This is a genomic window from Aureispira anguillae (assembly GCF_026000115.1).
GTDB classification, from domain to species: Bacteria; Bacteroidota; Bacteroidia; order Chitinophagales; family Saprospiraceae; genus Aureispira; species Aureispira anguillae.
This window is the reverse complement of sequence record NZ_AP026867.1, coordinates 4,596,163-4,620,179: the sequence shown is the minus strand read 5'-3', so window position 1 is coordinate 4,620,179 and position 24,017 is coordinate 4,596,163. Positions and strand designations below refer to the sequence as shown.

At 39.3% G+C, this 24,017-nt stretch carries 12 protein-coding genes and 1 tRNA gene; 9 read left to right on the top strand and 4 right to left on the bottom strand.

The window, feature by feature from the left end; all coding sequences use genetic code 11:
• Window position 1: 1 nt before the first annotated feature.
• The 6 genes from AsAng_RS18215 (at window position 2) to AsAng_RS18190 (ending at window position 13,375) form a co-directional block, all read left to right on the top strand.
• Window positions 2–658: a SanA/YdcF family protein gene (locus AsAng_RS18215; protein ID WP_264788523.1), complete on the top strand. Its 657-nt coding sequence runs from the start codon at window positions 2–4 to the stop codon at window positions 656–658.
• A gap of 180 nt (window positions 659–838) precedes the next feature.
• Window positions 839–1,624, top strand: coding sequence for a triose-phosphate isomerase (tpiA, locus tag AsAng_RS18210; RefSeq protein ID WP_264788522.1), 786 nt, complete (start codon window positions 839–841; stop codon window positions 1,622–1,624).
• 248 nt (window positions 1,625–1,872) lie between these two features.
• Window positions 1,873–11,247, top strand: a complete 9,375-nt coding sequence (locus AsAng_RS18205) for a T9SS type B sorting domain-containing protein (RefSeq protein WP_264788521.1) — start codon at window positions 1,873–1,875, stop codon at window positions 11,245–11,247.
• A gap of 221 nt (window positions 11,248–11,468) precedes the next feature.
• The gene (locus AsAng_RS18200) at window positions 11,469–12,581 is read left to right on the top strand and encodes a PorP/SprF family type IX secretion system membrane protein (protein ID WP_264788520.1); all 1,113 of its coding nucleotides are present in this window, start codon (window positions 11,469–11,471) and stop codon (window positions 12,579–12,581) included.
• A gap of 189 nt (window positions 12,582–12,770) precedes the next feature.
• Window positions 12,771–12,844 (top strand) — tRNA-Met (locus AsAng_RS18195).
• A 72-nt stretch (window positions 12,845–12,916) separates the two neighbouring features.
• Window positions 12,917–13,375: a hypothetical protein gene (locus AsAng_RS18190; RefSeq protein ID WP_264788519.1), complete on the top strand. Its 459-nt coding sequence runs from the start codon at window positions 12,917–12,919 to the stop codon at window positions 13,373–13,375.
• 154 nt (window positions 13,376–13,529) lie between these two features.
• Here the strand turns inward: AsAng_RS18190 and AsAng_RS18185 are convergent, their stop codons facing one another.
• From AsAng_RS18185 to AsAng_RS18175, 3 genes are all read right to left on the bottom strand, one after another.
• Window positions 13,530–14,393: a UbiA-like polyprenyltransferase gene (locus AsAng_RS18185; protein ID WP_264788518.1), complete on the bottom strand. Its 864-nt coding sequence runs from the start codon at window positions 14,391–14,393 to the stop codon at window positions 13,530–13,532.
• 393 nt (window positions 14,394–14,786) lie between these two features.
• On the bottom strand, window positions 14,787–15,365 hold the full coding sequence (locus AsAng_RS18180) for a DUF1573 domain-containing protein (protein ID WP_264788517.1): 579 nt from the start codon (window positions 15,363–15,365) through the stop codon (window positions 14,787–14,789).
• Window positions 15,366–15,564: 199 nt separating this feature from the next.
• Window positions 15,565–15,846, bottom strand: coding sequence for a hypothetical protein (locus tag AsAng_RS18175; protein WP_264788516.1), 282 nt, complete (start codon window positions 15,844–15,846; stop codon window positions 15,565–15,567).
• 125 nt (window positions 15,847–15,971) lie between these two features.
• Here AsAng_RS18175 and fumC point away from each other — a divergent pair, with 125 nt between their 5' ends.
• Window positions 15,972–17,366, top strand: coding sequence for a class II fumarate hydratase (gene fumC / locus AsAng_RS18170; protein ID WP_264788515.1), 1,395 nt, complete (start codon window positions 15,972–15,974; stop codon window positions 17,364–17,366).
• A 954-nt stretch (window positions 17,367–18,320) separates the two neighbouring features.
• Window positions 18,321–20,471: a T9SS type A sorting domain-containing protein gene (locus AsAng_RS18165; RefSeq protein WP_264788514.1), complete on the top strand. Its 2,151-nt coding sequence runs from the start codon at window positions 18,321–18,323 to the stop codon at window positions 20,469–20,471.
• Window positions 20,472–20,623: 152 nt separating this feature from the next.
• Here the strand turns inward: AsAng_RS18165 and deoD are convergent, their stop codons facing one another.
• A complete protein-coding gene (gene deoD / locus AsAng_RS18160; RefSeq protein ID WP_264788513.1) occupies window positions 20,624–21,319 on the bottom strand; it encodes a purine-nucleoside phosphorylase in 696 nt (231 codons plus the stop codon).
• Window positions 21,320–21,752: 433 nt separating this feature from the next.
• Between deoD and AsAng_RS18155 the strand changes: the two genes are divergently transcribed.
• Window positions 21,753–23,774, top strand: a complete 2,022-nt coding sequence (locus tag AsAng_RS18155; RefSeq protein ID WP_264788512.1) for a T9SS type A sorting domain-containing protein — start codon at window positions 21,753–21,755, stop codon at window positions 23,772–23,774.
• Window positions 23,775–24,017 lie beyond the last annotated feature (243 nt).

Genomic DNA, 24,017 nt, shown 5'->3' with positions numbered 1-24,017 from the left:
TATGAAATTACTATCAAGATGGATCTGGAGAATTTCTAAATACACTCTTGGGGTAGGAGTGTTGGCTAGTTTGGCAATTTTTTTGGCAAATTATTGGGTTTTAGCAACGGTACAATCTAAAGTGTACGAAAATATTGATAAAGTCACTTATAGTGACGTTGCATTAGTATTAGGAACTAGCCGAAGTGTAAATGGGGTGGATGAAAACCCATTTTTTACCCATAGAATAGCCGCAGCAGCAGAACTATATTTTCAAGGCAAGGTAAAACACATTTTGGTTAGTGGGGATAATAGCTCTATGCACTATAATGAACCTAGGGATATGCGCCATGCATTAATCAAATTAGGAGTGCCCGATAGCTGTATTACCATGGATTTTGCAGGATTACGTACTTTGGATTCTGTTGTGCGTAGCAATAAAATTTTTCAACAAAAACGAATTACTGTTGTCTCACAAGAGTTCCACAATTACAGAGCGTTATTTATTGCTAATTATTATAAAATAGACGCCATTGCTTACAATGCGCATTATCCTACACAAGCAACTCTAAAAACGATGTTACGAGAGTACTTAGCAAGACCTAAAGCAATTTTAGATCTGTACTTATTAAATACACAACCAAAGTTTTTGGGGGATAAAATTACAATTGGAGTATAGAGGCTCTTGCTTGCTCAATTCGTAATTTTAACCCCATAAGAATCATACATCTATTGTTGTTTTTTTAAAACAAAAACTTACTTCACCTAATGTTTAGCTAAAATAATTGTTAAAAAAGCGTAATTTTGTGACGAAATAAGACCGCCCAATACGTTTAATTTTTAGTTAAAATCGAAATTTATGAGTCGTCAATTAATGGTTGTGGGGAATTGGAAAATGAACAAAAACCTCCTAGAAGCCTTCTCCTTGACTAGTGAGATCATTACTCAAGCCAAAAAATTATCAGGAACAATAGAAATTGTTCTTGCTCCACCAGCCCCCTATCTCCATACTATTAATAGTATGGCCAAAGATGTTGCTCATGTGAAAGTGGCAGCACAAAACTGTCATTTTGAGATGAGTGGCGCTTATACTGGAGAAATCTCTGCAGAAATGCTGCATTCTATGAACTTAGCTTATGTTATTCTAGGTCATTCAGAACGTCGAAAATATTTTGGTGAAGATCACGTTATATTAAAAAAGAAAGTTTCGGCTGCTATCAAAGCGGGAGTAAAAGTTATCTTTTGTTGTGGTGAACCTTTAGACGTTAGAGAAGCAGGAAATCAACAAGCCTTTGTTCAAAAACAATTAGAAGAAAGCCTATTTCATCTATCAGCAGCTGATATGAGTCAGGTTGTTGTTGCCTATGAACCAGTTTGGGCTATTGGAACAGGAAAAACGGCTAGTCCTGATCAAGCACAAAGCATGCACGCCTTTATCCGAACGCAAATTTCCAACACTTTCACTGTTGATATAGCTAATAATTGTACCATTCTTTATGGGGGAAGTTGCAAGCCTTCTAATGCTACGGAGTTATTTGAACAACCCGATGTAGATGGAGCATTGGTTGGGGGAGCAGCTTTAAAATCAGCAGATTTTTTACAAATAGTTAATGCACGAACAAAAGCAATTTTTAACAATTGTTAGCTTTATTTAGCTGCCAATCAGAGTATTAAAGCAGTTTTTTTTAATTTTTTTTAATTTTTTTTTGTGCAGCTTAATACAATTTAAGCTTTCTTTACGTTCTATATACAACTCAAATAATATTCTTTTTACAATAAGCTAATAAATCAAAGTATTACTGAGCCTCCTATAAGGTTTGTTAATAATAAAAAATATTTGATATATAGAATTGTTTTACAAAAATTTAGCGATATACAACAACCATACTCACGATGAAAATCCTCCTAACACTTCTTCAGCGGGTAAGTTTATTAAGCTTACTATTTTTAGGTACTTATACAACGGCTTTTGCAAGTCATAATTTAGGTTGTACTCTTACCTATGTTTGTTTGGGCAATAACCAATACGAATTTACCATGATTTGTTATGGTGATTGTAGCCCGACTAGTGCCACTTTATCTTCTTCTTATACCATTTCTTTCTCTCATGGGGGAAGTTGTTCGGCTTCGGTGAACAACCTTACACTTGACTCTGTGGGGCATCTTTCGCAAATTGATGTTTCTCAACTCTGCGATTCAACAACTTCTACTTGTCAAGGGGGAACCCAACAAGGGGTAGAGGAATGGGTTTATAAAGGTATAACAACACTTCCTGCTGGGTGTTTGTGGACTGTGAATTTTAGTACTTGCTGTCGTTCTGCGGCGGTAACCAATTTACAGGGAACCAGTCAAGGAACAGCAATTTCGACGACTGTTAATACCAATTTAACGCCTTGTAATAGTTCGGTCCAATTTTCAAACACACCTATTATTTATACTTGTGACTCTACTTTAGTCCAATACAATCATGGTGCGACAGATCCTGATGGAGATTCATTAGTGTTCTCTTTGGTAAATGCACGAGAAGGAAACCCTGCTACGAATATACCTTTTGTTGCGGGTTTATCTGCTACCAATCCAGTTTCTCTGGTTCCGACTACGACTTTTCAATTTGATTCCGCAACAGGACAAATGACTTTTATGCCAATGGATAACTTTTATCAAGTGGCTATGGTTGTTGTCAAAGTGGAAGAAATAAGAAATGGTGTTGTTATCGCAACTACTTATCGAGAGGTACAGATTACGGTATTAACAAACTGTAACAATGACCCTCCTGGTGTAGATTCGAATGGAGTACAAGGTTCTGCCATTACTATTAATGGATCTAGCTTAGAATTGTGTAGAGGAAGCTTTGCTTCTTTTGAATTGGTTATTCAGGATCCTAATGGTGACTCTTTAACTGTTACAAGTAATATTATTTCTGCAATTCCAGGAGCAGTAGTTAGTTATAATGTAGATGACACGGTGGTAGATTCAGTGATTCTTACTTTTACCGTCAATTCTATTAATTTAGCTCCAGGTGTCTATCCATTTTCAATTAATATTAGTGATAATGCCTGTCCTGTTCCTTCCTTGCAGTTTTTAGGCTATGCCTTAAAAATATATGGTGCGAATTTTACGGACAATATTTATTGTAGGAATGATCAGGATCCCGTCCCTATAATAATTGGGGATTCGGCTGGGGTCTTTCAAGGGTTGGTGACTAATCCCGTAGGTTTAGTTATGGACTCTATTACAGGTATTATTGACTTAGATTCTTCGGCAGTTGGTACTTATGATATTGTCTATACCTTAGATTCTATATCTATTTGCCCTTCTGATTCTATACAAATAACAATTGTAGATATTCCAGACCCTTCATTTAGCTATCCTAGAGCACTTTGGTGTAAACAAGGAGTTGACCTTACTCCAACTATTACTGGAACGCCAGGAGGGTTGTTTAGGTCAGACCCAGGAGTTAGTATTAATCAAATTACAGGGGTTGTTGATATCTCCAGTACTTCTGTCGGGTCACATATTATATATTATGATGTTGTAGGAGGAACTTGTGCAGCAAGAGATAGTTTTATTATAGATGTAATGGAAATTTCGAATTTTGAAGCAACATCTAGCCAGTACTTTATTTGCCCTAATGAAATTGATATTATACAATTAGGAGTCAATGTAACCTACAATGGAACAACACCACCTACTCAAACCTATTTGTGGTCACCCAATAGTGATATTAGCAATGTAAATATTGCAAATCCTGTGGTGACACTTTTAACCCCACAAACTTATTATTTAACTTATAATGATGTGCTTTGTCCTCAAATGCAGGATACAGTAGAGATAACTGCCCCTTATCCAGCAGTTATTTCTCCAACATCTGATATTGTGCTGTGTAATGGAAATTCCGCTCAGATAGGTGCTGCTGTAGCAGCTGGTTCAGGGGGACAAAGTTTCTGTTATAACAATGCAGCAACAACTATTGCTACAGAGGATACGACTTATTTTACGATAAATGTAACAGGAGTTACTCCTGCTTTAATAAATGGATCTCTTTTAGCTTCATTAAGCACATTATTGGGGATTGATATTAATTCCTTAGCGCATGTTACGGCACATCTAATTGCGCCTAGTGGTGAATCTGCAATGTTAGTTAATCGTCGTGGTGGATTGCATGAGGTATTGGATAGTGTGGTCTTTTCGACAGCTGCAGGAAATCTATCTACTGCAACTATGCCCTTTTTCCCACCACCTCCTCCAGCATCTCAAGCTATAACAGGAAATTACCTTCCAGAAGGAGGCGTTGCTGGTTTCAACTCTTTGTTGGGTGCAACAAGTAACGGTACTTGGACTTTGATGCTTATTCATTTTAATGGAGGGGTAGGAACTGGAACGGGGACCTTGAACGACTGGTGTTTAAACTTCCAAGATTTATCGGCAGCAAGCTTTCAATGGTCACCAAATAATGCGACGATTAGTTGTGTACAATGCGACAGTCCAACGGTAAATCCAGTGGTGAATACAACTTATAGTGTGGTAGCGACCAACCTATTTGGCTGTAGAGATACCGCAGATGTAGATGTTGTAATTGATACGGCATTACCTTCACCAGTATTGAGTTGTGGAGCAGCAACAATAAGTTCTGTTACATTTGATTGGGTTCCTGTATTTGGAGCAGCGGGTTATGTAGTAAGTGTAGATGGAGGCGCTCCACAAATACTAGGAGCCAATATAAGCACGCATCAAGTAACAGGCTTGTCCGCAGGACAATGTGTTACCTTTGTAATCTATCCTCAATCTGGCAATACCTGTGCCGATGGAGCACCCGACACCATAGTTTGTTGTGCGGCAAATTGTGGGATAATTGATCCTGTAACTATAGCAGCGAGCGGACCAACAACCTTCTGTGTGGGTCAGTCCGTGACCTTAGATGCAGGAGCAGGCTTTAACCATTATCAATGGTCAACAGCAGCCACCGATACCAACCAAACCGTAGTGGTAAGCAGTACACAATTAGTAAGTGTTACAACAACGGATAACAATGGTTGTATAGATACTGGTTCGGTACTAATAACAGTAGTACCAGGACCAACACCAAGTATAACAGCAAGTGGTTCGACAACCTTGTGTTCAGGTGATACCGTATTCTTAGATGCAGGAGCGGGTTATGCCGTTTATGCTTGGAGCCCAACAGGCGCAAGTCAAACAATAGCAGCGACAACAACAGGAACGCATATTGTAACGGTAACGGATGCTGTGGGTTGTATTGGAGTAGATAGTATGACGGTAACCGTAGGAACTCCTCTCTTAGCTCCAACCGTAGGCACGAACTTATCGTGTAATGGGGTGAGTCCAGCAGATGGCTCAGCAGTAGTAACGGCATCGGGAAGTTTCCCTGCCTATACTTACCTCTGGACAGATGGACAAAACACAGCCACAGCAACAGGTTTAGGAACAGGCGTAGCTTGTGTAACGGTAACGGATGCCAATTCCTGTACTGTAAGTACTTGTGTAACAATCAGTGAACCCAGTGCCGTAAGTGTCACCACTACTCAGGTAAATGTCACCTGTTTTAACGGTACCGATGGAACGGCAACTGCCGTAGGAAGTGGAGGAACAGGCACACATACCTTCAGTTGGTCAAATGGACAAAATACAGCGACAGCAACGGGCTTAGGAGCAGGGTTACATTGTGTAACGGTAACGGATGCATCAGGCTGTACAGCGGATACTTGTATCACGATTACACAACCAGCAGTAACAGTCACTTCGAATGCCGTAGTAAGTTCTAGCTATCCGAATGGTTCTCCAATTAGTTGTGGAGGAACCTGTGATGGAGAAGCAACGGCATCAGGCTCAGGAGGAACCCCTTCTGTGAGTGGTTATCTCTACAGTTGGAGTACCACTCCAGTACAAAATACTGCCATTGCCACAGGTTTATGTGTAGGAATCTATACCGTAACAGTAACAGATAGTGTAGGCTGTAGCTCACTCTCTAGTGTAACGTTAACCGAACCTGCCCCTGTAACGGTAACAATTGGTAGCACCGTACATCCAAGCTGTCATAGTGCCTCCGATGGTCAGGCAGTAGCAACCGCTAGTGGTGGAGCAGGAGGATATAGCTATGCATGGAATACCGTTCCAATGCAATTAACAGATACTGCCACTGCCTTAGCAGATGGAATTTATACCGTAACGGCAACCGATGCGAATGGCTGTACAGGAACAGAATCTGTAACGATAACCGAACCCAGTGCCGTAACCGCAACAACTAGCATTAGTTCTAACTATAATGGAGCCTCAATTAGTTGTAATGGGGCTTGTGATGGAGCATTAACAGCCGTGGGTACGGGAGGAACAGGAGCACATACTTACGTATGGTCAGATGGTCAAACCAATGCCATCGCAACGGGCTTATGTGCAGGAGCTTATACCGTAACAGTATTAGATGCGAATGGCTGTAGTGCTACTTCCACTTTAACAATAACGGAACCTTCAGCAGTAACCGCTACGAGTAGTAGTACAGATGCCTTGTGTTTTGGTGCTTCTGATGGAACAGCAACAGCCGTAGGTGCTGGTGGCACAGGAGCCTTTAGTTATAGCTGGAGTACCAGCCCTGTCCAAAACACAGCAATAGCAACAGGCTTAAATGCAAGCACAGGCGTCTATACCGCAACGGTAAGTGATGCGAATGGCTGTAGTGCCTTAACCAGTGTAACGATCAGTGAACCTTCTCTCGTAACCGCAACCATTTCAACCGTAGCAGTCAATTGTCACGGTGGAAGCGATGGAACCGCTACTGCAACAGTAGGAGGCGGGACGCCAGGGGTACCTGCTTATTTGTACAATTGGGGCGTTGGTAACTCTGCCTTAGCAACGAGTCATGGACAAAGTGCAGGTTCTTATATCGTAACCATAACAGATGGAAACGGTTGTTCAATCACAGAAAGTTATACGATAAGCGAACCTTCTGCCATGAGCTTTACCGTTGGCAGTGTGGCAGCAAGTTGTCATGGTGCTTCAGATGGAACAGCAAGCATCAACGTAAGTGGAGGAGTAGGTGGATTTACTTATACTTGGAATAATGGACAAAATACCGCTACTGCAACGGGCTTGCCCGCAGGGATGCATTGTGTCACAGCAACCGATGGAAACGGTTGTACGGTAGATACTTGTATTCAGGTAGATCAACCAGCAGGATTTAGCAATATTAACTTTAGTACAATCGATGTGAGTTGTTTTGGAGGCTCCAATGGTCAAGCAACAATTAGTTTGAGTGGTGGTATCCAACCTTATAGCTTTGTCTGGAGCAATGGACAAAATGGCAATATGGCAACGGGCTTAACAGCAACAACGCATAGTGTAACAGTAACGGATGCCAATGGTTGTACCGTGACTGCCAATGTAGTGATCAACGAACCGACTGCTTTACAATTGAACTTTGATGTCGATTCCGTACAATGTAAAAATGGTAGTGATGGACAAATCGAAGCCTTAGTAACAGGAGGCACCTTCCCGTATACTTATCAATGGGATGCCGCTACGGGCAACCAAAATACCGCCATTGCCAATGGACTAACAATCGGAACTTATAGTGTAGTGGTAACGGACTTTAATGGCTGTACCATTACCGCAAGTGCTACCGTATCGGAACCACAAACGGTGTTAACAGCAGCAATTATCAATCAAAGTAATCCATCTTGTCACAACAGTTGTGATGGAATGATAGAGGTAGATGCACAAGGCGCAACGCCAAATTATACCTATCAATGGAACAATGGACAGACCTCTAGCATTGCCACAGGAGTATGTGCAGGTGTCCATACAGTAACCATAACCGATGCCAATGGTTGTAGTATCACAGCAGGATCGGTCTTAACCGAACCTTCAGCCATTAGTTTAATCCCACAAGTACTTTCTAACTACAATGGAGCAGCAATTAGCTGTCCTGGTGAGGCAGATGGCTCTGTAGGCGTAACCGCCGCTGGGGGGAATGGTGGATTTAGCTATATTTGGAGTCCTGCGGGACAAAATACCGCTACCATCAATGGCTTAGTGGAAGGAACCTATTGTGTCACAGTTACGGATGTAGCAGGCTGTCAAGCCGATACTTGTATCAGCATTGTTGATCCTGTTCCTTTAGCAGCTACCTTTACCCAAGTTGATGTCTTGTGTCATGGAGATGCCAATGGACAAATCTTAGTAAATGCCACTCCTGGAACGGGTACATTGGGAGTGAATGGATATGAATATAAAATTACAGGTCCTGGACAAAGTGGTAATGTCTACAGTGCCATTAATGTTTACAATAACTTAGCGGCAGGATCGTATGTGGTCTTTGTTCGGGATGGAAACAACTGTGAAATTAGCCTTCCGATTGCCATTGCAGAGCCAGCACCCGTCTTAATTGACTCTGTGGTCATCACTGATGCCCTTTGTTTTGGTGCTGCGGATGGAACAGCAATGGCGCATGCCAGTGGTGGAACAGGAACCTATACTTATCGTTGGTCAGATGCTCAGGTAACCAACCCTGCTACGGGCTTAGCCAAAGGTTTGTATACCGTTACGGTAACCGATGCCAATGGTTGTGATCGAGTAGAAGTCTTTAATGTTGGAGAACCAACTGCCTTGACTGGAAACATTACGGCTAATCCAATTCCTTGCTTTGGAGGAACGGCTACTGCTACGGCAAGTGGTAGTGGAGGAACCCCCATTGCGTTAACTTCTTATGTTTACAACTGGTCCAATGGCAGCACTTCTGCCACGACCATCGGCTTAACGGCTGGGGTGCATTGTGTGACCATTACCGATGCGAATGCTTGTTCTTTTGTGACGTGTGTTACCCTTACTCAGCCTTCTACTGCTCTAACGGCTAGTATTAGTGCTCAAACCGATGCCACTTGTCATGGCAGTGCTACTGGAACAGCTACTGCACAAGGCACTGGTGGAACCAGTCCTTACACTTACCAATGGGATGCGGCAGCGGCGAACCAAACGAGCCAAACGGCAATTGGGTTAGCTGCTGGAATCTATACAGTAGTGGTAACAGATTCTAACAACTGTACCAACTCCACAACGGTTACGATTAGTGAACCTTCTTTGTTGACGGCTGCCATTACAGCCACCACCAATGCTACTTGTAATGGCGTTGGAACGGGAACTGCTACGGTTGCTGGAACAGGAGGAGTACCTACTTATACTTATCTATGGGCGGATGGACAAACCAATGCTACGGCTACAGGCTTAGTTGGTGGTTCACATCCTGTTACTCTTACGGATGCCAATGGCTGTACGGCGATTGCTACGGCGATAATTACAGAACCTACCGCAGTAGATATTACGGCTATTTTCACCACTCCTGTTGCTTGTAAAGGAGGGGCTACGGGATCGGCTACCTTGAGTATTCAAGGAGGAACGCCAACCAGTGGTTATACCTTCCAATGGTCAGGAGCACCTGGACAAAATAGTATTACAGCTACTGGTTTATCGGCTGGGATACATACTGTAACAGCAACCGATGCCAATGGTTGTTTTGATGTGGACACCTTTACGATTTCAGAGCCTGCTCTTGGATTAACGGGCTACTTAACCACTACAGATGCCCTTTGTTTTGGAGCGGCTAGTGGTGAAATTGCTGCGGTTATTACAGGAGGAACAGGAAGCAATTATACCTTTGCTTGGAATAGCAGTCCTAGTCAACATACCGTTGTTGCCGATAGTTTAGCGGCAGGTAATTATACCGTTACGGTAACCGATAGTTTGGGTTGTACCTTGACCTTAACGGGTACGGTTGGAGAGCCTAGTCAATTAGTCGTGACGGCTGGCGTACAGCAAGATGTCACTTGTTTTGGTGGCGACAATGGTATTGCAACCGTACTGACTACGAATGGTGGTGTTCCTACTTATTCTTACGTATGGACCGATCCTAGTGGGCAAGTCAGTACTACTGCTACGAATCTTAGTGCAGGTCCTGTTACGGTAGTAGCGACCGATGCCAATATGTGTACAGCGAGTGCGACCGTTACCATCACAGAGGCAACTCCAATTACGGTAACGGAAAATGTTAGTCCTGTGAGTTGTCATGGTTTAACGGACGGTAGCATTGACATTCTTACTTCGAATAAGGTATTGGTGGGTTACAATTGGTCGAATGGCTTTATTGGCAATCCAAACAGTGGCTTGGCTGCTGGGGTTTATGAGCTAACCGTAACCGATGCTACATTCTGTACGGAAAGCTTTAGCTATACCATTACAGAACCTTCTGCAATCAACCTAGATATCCAACAAACAACGGCGATCTTGTGTCATGGGGCAGATAATGCAACGGCTCAGGTAACTCCTACAGGTGGATCACCTGCTTACACTGCAAATTGGAGCCATGGAGCTAGCAGCAGCAGAGTAACCGATTTAGCGCCTGGTTTGTATACCGTTACGATAACCGATAGTAGAGGTTGTATGGCGGATACTAGCATTACTATTGAAGAGCCAGAAGCCTTGACGATTACAGGAACAACCGCTGGAACTTTCTGTGCAGGCGATCAAACGGGAGTTTTAACCGCAATCGGTGCAGGTGGAACGGTATTGAGTGGTTTATTGGAATACAGCATTGATGGAACGACTTGGCAAAATGGAAACATCTTCTCTGGTTTGAGTGCTGGAATTTATACCTTGTCGGTAAAAGATGAAAATGGTTGTGTGGTTGATACAGCTTTGGTTGTAGAAGATGCAGATCCGTTCTTTATTAGCAGCATGACTGGAAATACGACCATTGAATACTTGGATAGTTTGACTATTCAGGCGACCTTAAACGATACCACAGGAGTGCTTTACAGTTGGACACAAATTACAGGGGTGATGGGTGTTGTAACCGATAGCTCTTATAGCTTTGATATTGCTCCTGCTGAAGGTGTGCAGTATGAATTTACCGCCACCAATGCGAATGGTTGTACGGTCGATAGTATTGTGATTATTGATGTTGAAAAACCACGAAGAGCCAATGCGGCTACTGGATTTACGCCTAATGGTGATGGGGTGAACGATTACTTCTTTATCCAAGGGGGTGAAAAAATTCAGGAAGTAGTACTCTTTAGAGTTTATGACAGATGGGGCGAATTGGTCTTTGAAGGCAATAGCTTAGATCCTAATATTGCTACTCAAGGATGGGATGGTATTTTCCGTGGCCAACCTGCTACATCAGGGATTTACTCTTGGTATGCTGATGTCTTGTTTAAAGATGGAGAAACTACTCAGATTAAAGGAAATGTTAATTTACTTCGATAAGATAGATGAAAATTGCAGAGGCTTTATTTTGAAGCCTCTGCAATTTATTTAAAAGAAATATTATACTTATTGTAAGATTCCTACCATTTTTTTCGTTATACTTACAATAAAATCCAACTTAGATTGAACGTGTTATACGCTAAGTCTATTGAGGTTAAGCTGTTCGTCTTAGCCTAAGAAAAGAAGAAACTATTAGTTAGAATATTGTTAATCCATTGATTATGAAATTATTTTTTAGACTCTCTCTTATTGCTATTATATTTAATGGTGTTTCTTTATTGCCGAGCCAAGAGCTGCAAGCACAAGACTCAAGGTATACACAGTATTATCAAGCACCTCTTCGTTTGAACCCTGCAATGGCTGGTGTTTTTGAAGGGATGTGGCGTGTTGGTGCAAATTTTAGAACACAATGGGGATCTGTTATGGGAGGACCAAATGCATATTATACTTATGCATTAGGAGCAGAGCTTAAAACACCTGTATTTAAATCGGATTATGTTGGAGTGAGTTTTTCTGCTTTAACAGATGTTGCTGGAGGTGGTAAATATAATGTTACAGATATTAATTTGGGCGTTTCTTATATGAAAAAATTGACAGGAGGAAGACGTTCTTATCGAGCGAGTTTGACTTCTTATTTAGTAGCAGGAGCACAAATAGGAATTGGACAAAGAAGTGTTAAATGGTTAAATTTGACTTATAGCACACAATATGTTGTTCGTAATAATACCTATGATCCTAATATTACAAGTGGGGAGAATTCAGGAGCAATGAGAATGACTAAGATTTATCCTGATTTGAGCGCTGGTTTGTTATGGTATGGTGTTATGGGGGAGCGTAAGAGTGTTTATGCTGGCTTGGGATTATACCATCTTAATCGTCCAGAAATATCACTATTTAATCGCTCAAACACTAGTTCTGATGTAGAGCGTTTGTATATGAGAGTAACGGCACATGCTGGAGGTGAATTTTTGGTAGGAGGGCGTAGTTCTTCTATTAGTTTATTACCAGGATTTGTTGGAATGTTTCAAGGTCCTTCAATGGAACTTAATATGGGCTTAGGGATAAAGTATCAAGCACCAAGATATGATGATTTTGCGTTGAAACTTTCTGTTTGGACTCGTTTGGCGAATCGTTTGGATACAGAGATTGATGCAGATGCATTAATGATCGTTTTGGGAATCGATTATCAGACGTTCCAATTTGCAGTGAGTTATGATATTAATACATCAACACTATCTAATGTGTCAAACGGTCAGGGATCTTTAGAGTTCTCTGTAATTTATACGCATGATGGTAGACATGCAAGAGGGCAAGGCTGTCCTTCATTTAATTAGAAAAAAGAAATTTATCTAAAAAATAAAACCCAGTATTTTAAGTTGTTTGCTTAAGGTGCTGGGTTTCTTTGTGTTATTGTTTTAGTTGTTTGTGGGAGTTAATTTTTTTTAGAAAAAAAGCATTTTTTTATACAGAAAATTTGGATTGACGATAAAAGGGTGTATCTTTGCTCCGCACTTAAGAGAAACGGCGAGGTAGCTCAGTTGGTTAGAGCGCAGCACTCATAATGCTGAGGTCGGGGGTTCGAGTCTCCCTCTCGCTACTAAGTGAAGCACAAATGGTTGTAAGACAACTGTTTGTGCTTTTTTTATGTCTTTGCAAAAAAATCCACTAAATGTTAAAACAAGATATTAAGTTAAGATTGTATGAGGCATGTGAGTCCTATCTAAAAGACCGTTTAGCTGTTATTGAACATCGATTGAATGAATTGAACGATTCTTTAGAAGCAGAAACCAAAAGTAGTGTTGGGGATAAGTATGAAACAGGAAGAGCAATGCTACATTTGGAAAAAGACAAACAAATGCAACAGTTGGCAGTTTTGTTGAGTTATAAGCAACAATTACATGCTATAGAGCCCAATGCTCAGTTTTTTGTAATAGAGCAAGGAGCATTAGTTAAAACGAATCATGGGCTATTTTATATTGCAATTAGCGCTGGGAAATTAACAATTGATCAGCAGGTCTTTTTTGCCATAACCTTAGCTTCTCCAATAGGAAAGTTATTGTTTCAAAAAAAGGTGGGAGATCAATTTTCTTTTAGAGGAAGAGATTATCAAATTGAAGAGGTACGCTAAGACTAATCCATAATTTTGATAGGGGATTAGTCTTAGCGTATTCTAAAAAAATAGAGGGCTTAACAAGATTCTCATTTAAGCTGTTAACGCAAAAAACATTAAGAAATACTTAGTAAGGTAGCGTGCAATCTAAAATCAACAGCTAGGCGTTAGATTAGAGCAATAAATCAAGGATTACTAAACTACCAAAAATAGCGCTGGCGATCCCATTGGTTGTAAAAAAGGCAAGGTTTACTTTGCTTAAGTCGTTTGGCTTTACCAAAAAATGTTGATAAATCAGTAAGCCAATAAAAATAAATGTCCCAATCCAGTGATATATGCCCCCATTAGATTGCAAACCTGCTACAATAACAAGACTAGCTGAGACTAGGTGAAGAAAATTAGAAAGCATCAACGCACGGCTTTTCCCTAATGCGGCAGGAATGGAGTTGAGCCCAAGAGATTTGTCAAAATCTTCATCTTGCAAGGCATAAATAATGTCAAACCCAGAAACCCAAAACAAAACGACAAAAGAATATAATATAGCAATGATACTATTGGTATCAAAAATACCTGTAACTGCTATATAAGCGCCAACAGGAGCTAAGGCTAGACCAATTCCTAGTACAAAATGGCAAAGTGCTGTAAACCTCTTGGTGTAAGAATAACCTAAAACCACAGCTAGTGCAATAGGGGATAAATAAAAGCAGAGAGGATTAATAAAGTAGGTAGTTAGTGTAAATAGCAAACCATTAACAATTACAAAATAAAGGGCATTGTCTGGAGAGATAACACCAGCAGGTATTTCTCTTAATGCTGTTCTTGGGTTTTTTTCGTCAATGTCTCTATCTGCATATCGGTTAAATGCCATCGCTGCGCTTCTTGCAAAGACCATACATAGTACAACCTTTAGGAATAGCCACCAATTGATATTGGTCGAAGCGGAAGTGGTTGTGGTGGCCAGAAAGAAACCAATGCAGGCAAATGGCATTGCAAAAATAGTGTGGCTAAATTTAATAAGCGATAGATAATTTTTCATAGTCCAAAGCAATGCTTTTATTAATATTCTTTGACGAATGGTTTGTAGATGTAGCTATTTGAGTTGTTATGGGTTGGGGGTATAGCTGAAAAAAAAGATTATAATTCATCTTAATAAGAGGAAATTAGCCCCCTTTTGTATGTATACTTATTGGAATGAAACTATGAATGTTAGAATCAGTAGTATTTTATAACTAATAGGCTTGTAAGTTGGTTAAAGTGAATGCTTTAAAAGAGCAGTTAAATTAGCTATTATTTTGAATGATTCAGAACTTTCAATAATTTCTAAAAGTTATTACAATGATACAAAAAAACTCTACACAAAATAAATTCTGAGTAGAGTTTTTAGTTGATTTCAACTTCAAGTAAAGCAGATGCTAACTTCTTAAGTTGTTTATTTTACAGTTTCTGTATTTTCATCTTCTCCATCCAATTTGATTACATCAGAGTTAATGGTTAGGATGGTATTGCTAGGAATGGTATTGGCTGTAATCGTAACGGTTTTACTTTGCTTACCCTTTTTGCCTTTAGAATCAAATTTTACTTTGATTTCACCACTTTCTCCAGGAGCAATAGGCTCTCTTGGCCATTCTGGAACGGTACATCCACAGCTACCTCTAGCGTTAGAAATAGTTAAGGGGTTATTACTAGTATTTTCGAATTTAAAGATATGTTCTACTTTTTCGCCTTCTTCTAAGGTACCAAAATCAAAGTTGTTCTCTTCAAAGGTGATGTTTGCTGCTGTAGCAGGATCTACTTCAGGTTGTTGAGGTTGTGTACTGGTGTTAGTAGGCTTTATCGCAGGTTGTCCATTAGGAGGAGTTGCAGGGATACTTGCCGTTGTGTTGAGCGCTCTAGTTGCTGCAAGTGTACTCGCACTAGCACCGCCTGAATATACTTTATACGTTAAAACTGAAAGCCAAAGTGCCATGACTACCATACCACCTAATATTAAGTTTTCCTTGTTTTCCATGTTGTCTAAATAGATTTTAACTAAAATAATTATTCTTAAAAAATTCCTTACAAAAATAGGCTATTTTTCTTAACTATAAAAATAGTTCAAGCGAATCTTAACGCTTTTTAACGTGTTTATAGAGGAGAGATTTAAATATTATTTAAGAAAAGATAAAAAGCAACGGCATGGAAAATTAATAACCTATCTAATTTGACAATCAACGAATCAGATCACTTATGAATACATTTCCCCAGCAAGAAGAAAAACCAATGAGCATAATGAGTACTGCACTCAAGAAAAACGCTTTTGAAAGGGGGCTGTCTTGATCTTTAAATAAAAAAAAGGTAGTTAAGATACCATTAATAAGTGTGTGTGCCATTACCGTATAAAATGTTACCACAAGAATTTTTAAACCATCTTGAGCAATTAGCTGTATTAATACAGTATAGGCGACTAAGATAACTAGGTTTAGACCAATTATTTTTTTGATTTGTTCCATGATATTAATTTCGATGAACTAATGCTTGTATAAAGTTAAGATTTTTGCGACATTTACTTTCACATACTTCTAGATTATAACTAGGAGTAGAAGATTATATTTTTTAATAAAAAACTAAAACAATTATGGGGTTTCGTAAAGAAAAAGACTCTATTGGATATATTGATGTGCCAGCCGATAAATATTGGGCAGCTCAAACACAACGTTCCTTGCAAAATTTTAAGATTGGTGGTCACACGATGCCTAAGGAGGTCATTCAAGCATTTGCTATTTTGAAAAAAGCAGCGGCTCAAACGAATGCTGAATTGGGGGTATTGGACAGCGATAAGGCAACTTTGATTGGGGCGGTTTGTGAAGAAATTTTGGAGGGAAAATTGGACGACCAATTTCCTTTAGTCGTATGGCAAACGGGATCGGGTACACAGTCTAATATGAATGTGAATGAAGTGGTGGCCAATAGAGCTCATGTATTGAATGGAGGAAACCTCCTAGATGAGAAAAAAACAGTACATCCCAATGATGATGTCAACAAGTCTCAATCTTCTAACGATACCTTTCCTACGGCTATGCACATTGCTGCTTACAAAAAGGTAGTAGAAGTTACCTTACCTGGGATGGAAGCTTTGCGTGATACGCTAGCCGAAAAATCAGAACAGTACAAAGATGTTGTAAAAATAGGACGTACTCATTTTATGGATGCCACTCCTGTTACTGTAGGTCAAGAATTGTCTGGATTTGTTTCTCAGTTGAATCATGGAATTAAAGCCATCAAAAATACATTGGATCATTTAGCAGAACTTGCTTTGGGTGGAACGGCTGTTGGAACAGGTTTGAATACCCCAAAAGGGTATGCTGTATTGGTTGCTGAAAAAATTGCAACCTTGTCTAACTTGCCTTTTGTTACCGCTGAGAACAAATTTGAAGCATTGGCCGCTCATGATGCCATTGTTGAAGCACATGGAGCCTTAAAAACCGCAGCGGTTTCTTTGATGAAAATTGCCAATGATATTCGTATGTTGGCCTCTGGACCACGTTGTGGCATTGGCGAGTATATCATCCCTGCTAATGAACCAGGATCTTCTATTATGCCAGGTAAGGTGAATCCAACACAGGCAGAAGCAATGACAATGGCAATGGCTCAGGTTGCAGGAAATGATGTTGCAATTAACATAGGAGGCATGACTGGGCAATTTCAGTTAAATGTATTTAAGCCTATGATGATTTACAATTTTTTGATGTCTGCGCAATTAATTGGAGATGCTTGCGATAGTTTTAATGAGAATTGTGCCAAAGGACTAGCACCGAATCATGAGGCTATTAAGGAAAATTTGAACAATTCTTTAATGCTAGTTACGGCTTTAAATACCAAAATTGGATATGATAAAGCCTCTGAAATTGCCAAAAAAGCATACAAAGAAGGAACAACACTCAAAGCTGCTGGTTTGAAATTGGGGTATCTGACAGAAGAAGAATTTGATGAGTGGGTACGCCCTGAAGATATGATTGGTGGTTTAGCATAATCAACTACTACTGATCATTCAGCTTACGAATTAAATGACTTAATTCGTAAGCTGTTTTTTTAGAAATGAATAGCAATACATCTCTTATCAAAAAAGTGCTCGCCTTTTTGTTATTGCTTGAAAATGATTGATTTAATGTAAATAATATATCCAATTTTTTGGTTTTTAATTAGCTTTTGTCTATCATTGCCCTGCCTTATTGTATGTTTATCCCAAAAAGTTGTTTAAGAATAATTTTAAATGAGAAATAATATTTTTAAGCTGCTTTGTTTAATACAAATAGTTAAGAGGATGGGAAAATCCCATAAAAGTATACTCCCATTATACTTATCCTCATAAATAACATTACTCCGTTGAAAACCACGTAGTATTAAAATAATAAATGTTAAAAAGTATGGTAGCTTCCTTATCCTTAAGAGGGATATGGAGTTATAAGGTGCGTTCATTACCATTGTAATGGTTGCCTTTTAATTGATCAAGGTATAATTTGCTATTGATCAAAAGGAGAGCGTTTGCCCTATTCTTTCTAGGAAAGAAGAAGAGGCACTAAAATAAAAAATAATAAAGCAGGCTAATAAAAAACAATATACATATGCGTATAGCCTAAAGGCTTGTTTTAAAGCCTTGATAGCTATAGCGCTCAAAAGCTAGAATCTAAATCTACAAGATTTAGAAACGGGAAAGGTTTGTCTAAATATAACATTAAAAACTAAGCATATAGCCTGAGGATTTGTGGTGATAAACCATTAAAAAATAAAACTTTCGTTCAGCTAAAAAAGACAGAATGATTATCGATTCTATTAGTCTTCAAAGGAGTAATAGTGGGCAAGCTATGTCCTGTGATAAGGACAAAAAAAGATATTATTTATACAATCAATACCCAATTATTGATGGCCTGAAGCAGCTATTATTTAAGGCTACTTCAATTTTTTAACATTTAAAACCATTATCCAAATGAAAAAATTATTTGTTTATTTAACCTTATTGTTGGCTATTTTAATGGCTAACTATAGCTACTGTACGCCATGGACGAACAGCCAACCCGTCTCTAAGCCCAAGTATCATAAAATTATGAAGAAATGGGCTTCTTATTTTGTGCCCTATAGTCAACGTTACCAATTAGGTATGTCACAGTCTTGTCCTTCTGGTTATTGTGTGGGGTCTTCTACTTATTTTTTGACGACTGCTTTTAGTGGGAATATGAGTCCAGTTGATGTGATTCATCTGATGTCTATTCAGGGAGCTACCAATGGCACAACTGAAATGAATCAAATAATGTCCTTGCAACAACAAGCAGACCAGGCATTTCAAAGTCAGTCTGTCAATACTTTTTTTGCTGCGCAAGGGGTAACCTCTAGTCTATACCCAGGAACTTTACCTACTGAAATGAGTCAACTTGTTCCCAATTACCAAGCTGGACAGGGAATGAATTCTCCAAACATACAAAATCAGTTAACGGTAACGATCGATCGAATCATGAGTGGGATTAGAGGGCATTTCCAATTGCATCCTGTTAGTGCCGTTACCATTACCAATATTGCCTTTGAGTATAATAGGATAACACGAGCTTCTATCAATCAATTGGCTACGGGGCACATGGTTGCACTTTTTAGGACTCCTACAGGCAATCTGATCTTTTTTGATTCCAATGTTGGTTTTGGACTCTTCTATAATTTAGATCAGTTCGAGCAATTTTTTAATGAATACTATAGGGCATCCAATCGGGTATCAAGCACTATGAATCGTTTTGAAATGCCTGCCAATCTTAGAGTACATACCAACCTTGCATTGGCAGCAAGTCCCAATTACCAGTTGTGCATGGGGGCAACTTCCTCTTCTTTTAGATCATCATCTTCAAGATCTGCGTCGTCTGATTTATTGAATCTACTCGACTTTTGCACCCGAAAATTGACATTTAAAAATGTAAATTACGAAGATTTGAGCATCCAGATTCTATTAAAACACACTACGGATGTTTACTTCCCAAATTTTGAAGCAGGAGATGAACTGGTTTTTGATTACGATCAAAATGCGGATAAGTACTATTATGGTGGATATGAGGTGCAATCGATTGATTTGGATGAGGGAAGAAACCCTGTAGGAGCCTTTGACCAGCATGATAATATGGATTTCTCATGGACGTCAAATAGTACGATTACTTATAAGCCAAGAAATCTTTTTAATACAGAAGTTTTAATCGATAACTACAAGGAGTCGGCTCATACACAGTATCGAGAGGTAAGGGATGCCGATGGGATCAATGGAGGCTCTGCCAATGCCATTATTTCATCTTATCGATTGGGGGCACGGGAGTATATTGAAGTGAAAAAGTGGGGGACTAAAAAAATGGATTTGAGCAAATTGGAAACCATCCGCTTTAAAAATGCCAGCTATGATGATATAGGACAAAAAAGAGTCCGACTAGGAAACAATGCATGGGACCTTTGGCCCAATCTACATCAAGGAACGACCATTGATTTTGATTATCATGGAAATGGAGTGGTAAAACACAATGGTAGTATTCTCCAGCAAATTGATATGTATTGGACGGCTCCAACGACTTGGTATTCTGGAGATGAGTTGGATTTTAGTTGGTACAATGCACAGCAAATCAATTATCGACCTTATTGGAGCAATAGTTGGAACAATATCCCAACAGTAACCTTAGTTGATTTTAATAATGGGGCTTATTCTAGTTATGTAGATGCAGATGGAGTCCAAGGCTATACTCCTCAAATGTATATGAAGGTTTATGTTAGTGAAGATCAAAAAGTACTAAACATTGAATTGCATGGCAGGGCTGCTTATCCAAATGAAAGGCATGTTATGGCTTTAGTAGATCAACCCGTAAAAGAAGCTGTTGCACTAAGGTTAATGCCCAATCCCACCAACTCCGTCCTTAACGTAAGCGTAGAGGGGGCTAGTTCAGGAGCGGCTTATTTTATTTACGATGCGATGGGTAGAATGGTGTTGCAACAATCTATTAATAGGGGAAATATGTCTACATCAATTGATGTTTCGAACCTACAGAGTGGTCTTTACTATATTGTTTTGCCTGATGAAGAAGGAGGGAAAACACAGGAGAAATTTATTGTTGCCCATTAATAAGGGGAATTGATTGTTCATACTCCGCTGCTAATTAGCTTGCAGGATTAAGTTTATTACAGAGCAATGAATTAACATAGGTCCTCCCTGATTTTAGAATATACCTGAGTTGGGGGCGACCTATGTTTTATAAGAAGGAGTAGAAACAATGGTTATATTTCTAATGCGATTTGAACCATTTCACTTAGTGTTTCTTGTCGTTCCTGTGCGGTTGATTCAATACCAGTTACCAATTCATCAGAAATGGTAAGAATGGTAAGTGCTTGAACTCCAAATTTAGCCGCTAAAGTATATAAAGCTGTCGTTTCCATTTCAACACAAAGCACCCCAAATTTAGCCCAGTGTTTGTAGGCTTCAAAGTTATCTGCATAAAACTCATCTGCGGAAAGAATGTTTCCTGCCTTAACGTTAATTCCTTTGGATTCGGCAACTTTCACTGCATTCATAAACAACTCAAAATTGGCAGTAGGAGCATAATCCATTCCATTAAAGCGCCTTTTGTTGATGCCAGAATCAGTAGAAGCCGACATCGCTAGAACAACATCTCTTACCTTTAAATCAGCTTGGTAGGAACCTGCTGTGCCAATTCGAATTAATTGTTTGGCTCCATAAGAAGAGATTAATTCATTGACATAAATAGAAGTAGAGGGGATTCCCATGCCCGTTCCTTGAACAGAAACAGGTTTTCCTTTGTAGGTTCCTGTATACCCATTCATTCCCCGTACGGTATTGTAGCAAAATGGATCTTCTAGGAAAGTATCTGCTACCCATTTTGCACGAAGAGGGTCGCCTGGCAATAATACTTTTTCGGCTATATCTCCTTTCTTGGCTCCGATATGTAAACTCATAGTTTTTATTTTTTGAATAGAAATAAGGTGATTGCATTGGCACTATAAATTGACAGCCTATAGAGGAGTAATTATAAATACAAATGCTAGGTTGTCACTTAAGCAGATGCATCCAGTAAAAGGTGTAACTTGTTAAGTGTACAGTCTACTAAGTTATAAAACTTCAACAAGCATTCACAGTAAAAAAAGAAAAAATGTGGCATAAACGAAGTGAAACCCCATAAGTGACTCATTGTTATGGAGTTCGTTTGCGTATTGGATTGCCATGTACTTAATAATGATGTTGATGGAAGTGAAATAGGAATAGGTTAGAATTGAAATAATTGATTTTTTTTGTGTCGACTTTATGGATTTATTACAATATATTCATCTTGCACACATCCCGTCAAGCACCATCCCCATTTATTATTATTTAATTGATAACTTATAAATTATGAAACTTTTTAGTTTATGTTTAGCGTTTCTATTTGCTTTAGGGACAGTACAATTTGTTTATGCCCAATGCCAATCGGGGGAAACAGAGATTTTATTGAATCTTGTTCCAGATAATTTTGGCTCTGAAACAACTTGGAGGTTTACAGGGGTAGGGGGGACACCAATTTATGCTTCAGGAGGACCTTATACCAACAACAATAATACCCCTATTAATGAAAGTATTTGTGTGCCGACAGGGAGTCAGGTGATCTTTACGATATTGGATAGCTATGGCGATGGGATTTGTTGTTCAGAAGGAACGGGGTCTTATACGGTTACTGTTAACGGAGTTACGGTTGCAACAGGAGGTTCTTTTGGAGCCTCTGAATCAAGTACCTTTTTTGCTCCATTGTTGACCTATGATATTATGATGGGAACGATAAAAAGCCCATTTCCTGTGTTAGGATCGAATGAAACAATAACACTACAAAGTAGTCTAAAAAATACAAGTTCTACTGTTATTACCGCTCTAAATATGAGTTATCAAGTTGGAACGGAGCCTGTTGTTACAGAATCGTTTACTGGGCTTAATATTCCCACAGCAGCAGAATATCCTATTGTATTTTCTACGCTATGGACGCCTCAAAATACGGGAGCACAAACATTAAAGATTTGGGTAAATGACATCAACAATGGCAATGCCGATTTATTTCCAAGTAATGATACAACCATCAAACAACTGAATGTATATCAAGGAATGACGATTCCTAATATTATAGATGATTTTTTAGCTGCGCCTCCTGTTTATAGCACGATAGCAACTGCTGCCAATCAAATTAACAAACCGACCGATTTAGATTTTCATTCTATTTTGAGTAGAAAAGAACTTTGGGTAATCAATGAAGATGCCTCAAATACAGGAGGATCTACCGTTACTATTTCAGATGCAGGACTACCAACACAATCTAGCCAATGGCTAAGAGATGGCAATGCTTGGCACTTTATGTCTTTACCAACAGGACTTGCATTTGGAACCAATGGAAACTGGGGCAGCTCACCTGGAATTTATAATGCTAATCACAATGGAGGAGCTCCATTTACAGGCCCTACGCTTTGGTCTAGTGAAATGTCTATTTATGCACAAAATGCGGGACCTGGAACAAATGGGAGTCACTTAGATATGTTGCACGAAACACCATATGGGATGGGGATCGCTCATCATAAGGACAATGCCTATTGGGTATTTGACGGAAACTCTAGCAATATTGTTTATTATGATTTTGTAGAAGATCATGGACCAGGACAATCGTATCATGGAGATGCTATTATTCGTCGTTATACAGAAGTAACGGTTTCAAAAGATGGCGATGTACCAAGTCACCTTATTCTTAATAAATCGAATGGATGGTTGTATATTATAGATACGGGCAATGACCGAGTATTGCGTATGAATACGAATACAGGGAATGTCAAAGCAGCATTGACTCCAATAGAAGCGGTTGTCGAATATTCTGAAATGGAAAATGTAGTATCCGAAACCGTTATTGATACAGGTTTGGTTCGTCCTTGCGGTATAGATTTGGTTGGGGATCGTTTAATTGTTGGAGATTATGCCAATGGAGACATCAGAATCTATGATATTAGTGCTAATCCTGCAACGTATTTGGGGAAACTATCAACGGGTGCTGCTGGCTTGACAGGAATAAAAATTGGTCCAGAAGGAAACATTTGGTTTACAAATCGCCTGACCAATATGGTACAGAAAATCACGGCAACAACAACAACTGGACTATCTATTCAAACGCCAGATGAAAAAATGATTGTTTACCCTAATCCTGCAAGCGATCAAGTTCATGTTCAACTTCCTAATACCATCAATAGCAAAGCATCTATACAGATAGTGGATGCCTTAGGGCGGGTAGTAGTCTCTACTTATTGCAACAATAAAAGAATGCTGACTTTTAATACCTCTACTTGGGCAAATGGAATGTATTGGTTATCGGTGGAAGGGGATGTTCAAAAAATAACCATACAAAAATAAGTAAGGAGCAAAAACTATGTTCTTTGCATTAAAAATGGCATTCAATCAAAATAGATTGAATGCCATTCTTTTTATAATAGAAGTTGTTTAAAAATGTTGTTGATTTTCGAGATCAAAGCTAGTAGTTATCGGGCAAAGCTCGTTTTTTGTTTCGTAGCTGGAAGCTACGGGGCTAAAAATAGCTGCCGATCCGATGGCTGCTATGGTTGGATCGTAGGTGTTAAGATCATTTTTTAACAACTT

Excerpts from the sequence above, each read along its gene's own strand:
- AsAng_RS18165 (WP_264788514.1), top strand. The coding sequence starts at position 18,321 with ATGAAAAAATTATTTGTTTATTTAACCTTATTGTTGGCTATTTTAATG.
- AsAng_RS18155 (WP_264788512.1), top strand. The coding sequence starts at position 21,753 with ATGAAACTTTTTAGTTTATGTTTAGCGTTTCTATTTGCTTTAGGGACA.
- AsAng_RS18190 (WP_264788519.1), top strand. The coding sequence starts at position 12,917 with ATGTTAAAACAAGATATTAAGTTAAGATTGTATGAGGCATGTGAGTCC.
- AsAng_RS18185 (WP_264788518.1), bottom strand. The coding sequence starts at position 14,393 with ATGAAAAATTATCTATCGCTTATTAAATTTAGCCACACTATTTTTGCA.
- AsAng_RS18215 (WP_264788523.1), top strand. The coding sequence starts at position 2 with ATGAAATTACTATCAAGATGGATCTGGAGAATTTCTAAATACACTCTT.
- deoD (WP_264788513.1), bottom strand. The coding sequence starts at position 21,319 with ATGAGTTTACATATCGGAGCCAAGAAAGGAGATATAGCCGAAAAAGTA.
- AsAng_RS18175 (WP_264788516.1), bottom strand. The coding sequence starts at position 15,846 with ATGGAACAAATCAAAAAAATAATTGGTCTAAACCTAGTTATCTTAGTC.
- AsAng_RS18200 (WP_264788520.1), top strand. The coding sequence starts at position 11,469 with ATGAAATTATTTTTTAGACTCTCTCTTATTGCTATTATATTTAATGGT.
- AsAng_RS18205 (WP_264788521.1), top strand. The coding sequence starts at position 1,873 with ATGAAAATCCTCCTAACACTTCTTCAGCGGGTAAGTTTATTAAGCTTA.
- AsAng_RS18180 (WP_264788517.1), bottom strand. The coding sequence starts at position 15,365 with ATGGAAAACAAGGAAAACTTAATATTAGGTGGTATGGTAGTCATGGCA.
- tpiA (WP_264788522.1), top strand. The coding sequence starts at position 839 with ATGAGTCGTCAATTAATGGTTGTGGGGAATTGGAAAATGAACAAAAAC.
- fumC (WP_264788515.1), top strand. The coding sequence starts at position 15,972 with ATGGGGTTTCGTAAAGAAAAAGACTCTATTGGATATATTGATGTGCCA.